The 4,442-nt window shown below is 48.7% G+C and carries 5 protein-coding genes; 2 read left to right on the top strand and 3 right to left on the bottom strand.

Annotation, left to right across the window (positions count from 1 at the left end; genetic code table 11):
- Positions 1-172: 172 nt before the first annotated feature.
- Positions 173-700, bottom strand: coding sequence for a hypothetical protein (locus ACY69O_RS07150; RefSeq protein ID WP_462332781.1), 528 nt, complete (start codon positions 698-700; stop codon positions 173-175).
- A gap of 126 nt (positions 701-826) precedes the next feature.
- Positions 827-1,798, bottom strand: coding sequence for a hypothetical protein (locus tag ACY69O_RS07155; protein WP_462332782.1), 972 nt, complete (start codon positions 1,796-1,798; stop codon positions 827-829).
- A gap of 326 nt (positions 1,799-2,124) precedes the next feature.
- On the opposite strand from ACY69O_RS07155, the gene ACY69O_RS07160 reads away from it, so the two are divergent.
- Positions 2,125-2,430 carry a hypothetical protein gene (locus tag ACY69O_RS07160; RefSeq protein WP_462332783.1) on the top strand — a complete coding sequence of 102 codons (306 nt, stop codon included), beginning with the start codon at positions 2,125-2,127 and terminating at the stop codon, positions 2,428-2,430.
- A 4-nt stretch (positions 2,431-2,434) separates the two neighbouring features.
- Entirely contained in the window at positions 2,435-3,700 is a 1,266-nt protein-coding gene (locus ACY69O_RS07165) for a M18 family aminopeptidase (RefSeq protein WP_462332784.1), read from the top strand.
- A 98-nt stretch (positions 3,701-3,798) separates the two neighbouring features.
- On the opposite strand, the gene ACY69O_RS07170 is transcribed toward ACY69O_RS07165, so the two are convergent.
- Positions 3,799-4,442 (bottom strand): GGDEF domain-containing protein (locus ACY69O_RS07170; RefSeq protein ID WP_462332785.1); only part of this gene is annotated, 644 nt, incomplete at its 5' end.

The following is a 4,442-nucleotide window of genomic DNA, read 5'->3' on the forward strand; positions in this document are numbered from 1 at the left end:
GTGCGGCCGAATTTAGAAACGCACCCTGCTTTCGGTGTAGCATGGCAGGAGGCTCTTGCCTCAGGCGTGAAAATATGGTTTTTGGGCTGTGACGTGAGGGAAGATGCTCTCACAATAGATAATTACAGAGTAAAGGCGGAGGGATTGTAATTCCTCCGCCTTTTGTTTTGATTTAATGCCATTCTACCCCCAATCCGGCTCTAGGGGTTCGGAAATATTCCAGAACAGTGCCGTCTTCGACATTCAGCACGTTGCAGCTATAGTCCACTATATCCGTAGGATCGGATTCGTCAGAGGGGTTGGCTTTTACGTACAATATTCTTTTGCCGTCGGGAGACATAGTGCATTGTCCTATATGTCCTGCGTTGCCGGGGGCGAGCCGCTGCAATGTCTGGTAGGCCGTGCTGTTTAGCTGCTCTCCGTGGTAGGAAAAATCAGCGGTTTTATCTGTTTCTGTCAATCCCCAAAATGAACGCTTGTAGGCTTTATTCTTGTTATAATCTTTGAGGACGATGCCCTCGTATGTATCGATTTTTTTGTATTCCTGGGATAAGTCCAGCAGAGTCCATGAAAGCATCATCTTATAGATTCCTGCTGCCAGCAATAATGCAATAAGAAGAACGTGCAGCCCCAGAAGCAGACAGAAAATACGGAAGATGAACTTTGCAATTTTAGAGGCAATGCTGCGAAGCTTCGTCATATCAAACGCGTCCGTTCATCCTGAATTGATTTCATTGGGATTCCTCCTGGGGAAAGTTTGTTTTGTGTTTCATACAGCTGAATAATTATAGTATGAAGAGTATGAAATTCTCATGTAGTTTCCCTTTTATTCACTGTCTGCGGCAAGAGCATCGTACCAGTCTTTTACGGCTTTGCCGGCAAGAATACTTTTATCTTCATAGCTTGCCTTGAACAGGACTGCGCCTCCGTCCTTTATGACATGACGCACATAGTTTTCTTTCCCGGGCATGAGGAAAAAGTCGAGCCGGCAGTTTTCCTCCGGGAATGCAATTACTGCGTATTCGCCGTCCGGTGTCTCTGAAGCCGGAACCATATCGTATGAAGCATTGCAAAGGAGCTTTTCTACGTACGGCGCGGGGTCAATGTTTTTTGGAGCGACAGGACCGTGCTTTAAGGTGCTGACGCTGTAATTTATCCTTCGGTCGTACATGATTCGTGCAATATAGATTCCGACGATGCTGTTGTCGAAGGTTATCGGGGCAAGCTGCGGATTATCCCTGATAAAATTCTTTCGCACGGATTTCCATGCCCACTCATTAAGCTTGGTCCACTGCTTCTGATCTTTTTTCATTTCCTCTGGAGTTTTCCGATGATAGCGCACGTCAGTCGGGTGATAATATGCGTAATAGTTTCCTTCGGAGTCCTTGGCGAAAATCTCTGTACCGGACATATCGCCGCACAATTTTTGGTGCAGATGCTCTTCGTCGAGAGTCCCTATGCTGAAAAGCGCTCCTAATCCGTTGCGGTCAAATCCGCTTATCATTGCAGCCTCCACCGATGCCTTTTCACGTACGCGGAATAAACTCCTGCTGTCCTGCTCATGGTGCGAGTCTGTTAAGAGCAGGTCTTCGTATTCCTTCGGAATCGCAAGTTTCAGACCTGAGGCTTCATAGATATACGTTTCCTCGGACTGTGAAAAAGACGGTGAAGACTGTTCTGTGTGAACGGCATTCACAGGCTCAGCGGAACAAAACCCTGCAGGAGAAAATGTCAGCAAAGCCGTCGAGACCAGAGCCGGCATCATAGCTTTTGGCAATACGCGTGTAAATTTTGTCATCATGGCACCTCCGAAATCAGCTGTGTAAAAGTGTTTATTTATAAGACGATTATAACGCCTCCGTTCGGGTTTTGCCAAAGGCAATAATTCCTTAAGGGAATCGTGCTTTAACGGAATTAAAAGATGACGGAAGAAATCGATTTTTGTTATAACTCGGCAGAAAAAGACCCCTTCTACTATAGGTGGGGAGAGGAAATAACAGGCGGTAAGCATATATCTCCCGCCTCGTTGAAACGCTAATTGGAAGATTTTTCTTTTTTCAAAAGAAAAATTTAAACAACTGCGTTATAATTACTGTAATGTATGAAAGAATAGGAGGAATCTAAATGTTCGGAACATCAATGGAAGTCACGGGGTACGCTGAAAGAACTTACTCCAATAAGGATTGGGAAGGAAAATATCCCACAGAGAATGATTACCGCATGGCTCTTATAGGGAAAATCAACTGCGGAGACATGGTGAATGTAAAAGGACAGATTGTGGGCATTGATTCAGGTGGAGATAAAGGAATCACAATCACGTATTTCATGACAGGAATTGTCGACACGGGCTGCTACGACGAAGGCGAAGCAGACGCATACGTGGCGCAGAAATGCAGCTTCGGCGAGCTGTATGACGTGGAGTGGAACTGAACCGATGAACACACAGGAATTTCTTGCATTCATAAAGGAAAGTACGTCGCCGTATCACACGGTAATGGCCGCAGAAAAAATACTGAAGGCGGCAAAGTTTCAGGAGCTTGTGTGGGACGAACCATGGAAGCTCAAAGCGGGCGGCGCTTATTTTGTAAGCGTGTTCGGCAGCGCGCTCATGGCATTTCGTATCGGGAAGAAAAAGGGAATGCTGCGTATTGCGGCGGCGCATACGGATTTTCCGGGCTTTCGAATAAAGCCGTCGCCTGAGATAAAGGAAGGCGGCTGCGTTATGCTGAACGTGGAGCCATACGGAGGACTCATACAGTCCAGCTGGCTTGACCGCCCGCTGTCGCTGGCAGGAAGCGTGGCTCTTCGCGGAGAGGACGCTTTCCACCCTGTAACGCGTTTTGTGGACTTCGGCCGGCCTCTTGTGACGATTCCGCGTCTTGCCATTCATATGAACCGAAAGGTCAATGAGGGCGAAACGCTGAACCGTCAGACGGAGCTTCTTCCGATTGCCGCGCTTAACGGCGAAGAGATTTCAGAAACGTTTTTCCTTGAGCAGCTCGCAAAAGAGCTGGGCTGCAGTGCGGAGGAAATCCTTTCTTATGACATGACCGTGTATGCCTGCGAGGAGCCGTGCGTGCTGGGGTTTGAAGAGGAATTTATCTCGGCGCCGCGGCTGGACAATCTCACCTCGGTAAAGGCCTGCGTGGATGCGCTTTTGGACGCGCGTACGGAGTGCGGAACTGCCGTTGCTGCTCTGTTCGACAACGAGGAAGTGGGCAGCCGCACGAAACAGGGCGCAAATTCATCGCTGCTTGATGAGCTGCTTCGGAAAGTTTACGAAAGCCTTGGGCGGGAAGAGGAACGCACCCGCGACATTGCACAGGGCTTTTTGCTGTCTGTGGACGTGGCGCACGGTCTTCACCCGAATTATACGGGAAAGGCTGACCCTACAAACCGTCCGAAGCTGGGAGAGGGCTTCGCTATAAAACAGGCGGCAAGTCAGGCGTATGTAGGTGACGCTGAGGCGCAGGCAGTAGTCAAGGCGCTGGCGGACGAAGCATTTGCGCCGTATCAGACGTATGTGAACCGCTCAGATATTCCGGGCGGCTCTACGCTTGGCTCCATGGTGTCGGCAAACCTCTGTCTCAGAGGGCAGGATATAGGCGTGCCAATCCTTGCCATGCACTCTGCAAGAGAATTTATGGCAGCCGCCGACCAGGAAGCGCTCACGGACCTCATTACAAAATTTTTCGCGTGAATAAGAATTGACCTTTTCCATATTGAGTTTACAAGGTATCACGGGCGGAATCACCGTATCATTGATGTTTTGAAGATATGCAGGCGGAATAATAAGGATTATCTTCTCCTGTCGATACCCGTTCTCTCATAGTAGGCGGCTTTATCCTTGTACATTTCCTGGTCAGCCGCCGCAATCATTTCGTTAATGCTTTCGAAGGAATTACCGCTGCTTTGGGCTGCACCCACGGCAACGGTCAGTTTCTTTACATGTGCGCCTTCCCATGAACTGAAGGCATTTTTCAGGCGCGTCAGAATGTCAGGCCAGTTTTCTGTGTCATTAAACAAGACGGCCATAAATTCATCTCCGCCTAATCTGTAAACGTTTCCGTGACGGTCAAGTATCCGCTTCATGCAGTCGGAGGCACCTTTCAGGATTTCATCTCCGGCTTCATGGCCCAGTCCGTCGTTTATACGTTTCAGGTCATTCAGGTCCATGGCGACGACTATGATGTCGCCGGTGGACCTTTTTTTCTCCAATTCGGGAAGGGCCTCATTAAAGCTGAGGCGGTTAAAAAGCCCTGTGAGGCTGTCGTGATGCGCTATGTAATCTATCCTTTTGCGCGTCCTGCGCATAGTGAAGCTGTAAGCGGCAAGCACGCTGAAGAGTGCGATAATGAAGCCTGAAACAGTCATGACTGTGGTAATGTGGCGCAAAAGATAATCCTTGAAGGTAAGGACGTTCATCTGACTGGTGTATGAAC

The sequence above is a fragment of the Schwartzia sp. (in: firmicutes) genome (assembly GCF_978017985.1).

Excerpts from the sequence above, each read along its gene's own strand:
- ACY69O_RS07150 (WP_462332781.1), bottom strand. The coding sequence starts at position 700 with ATGACGAAGCTTCGCAGCATTGCCTCTAAAATTGCAAAGTTCATCTTC.
- ACY69O_RS07155 (WP_462332782.1), bottom strand. The coding sequence starts at position 1,798 with ATGACAAAATTTACACGCGTATTGCCAAAAGCTATGATGCCGGCTCTG.
- ACY69O_RS07160 (WP_462332783.1), top strand. The coding sequence starts at position 2,125 with ATGTTCGGAACATCAATGGAAGTCACGGGGTACGCTGAAAGAACTTAC.
- ACY69O_RS07165 (WP_462332784.1), top strand. The coding sequence starts at position 2,435 with ATGAACACACAGGAATTTCTTGCATTCATAAAGGAAAGTACGTCGCCG.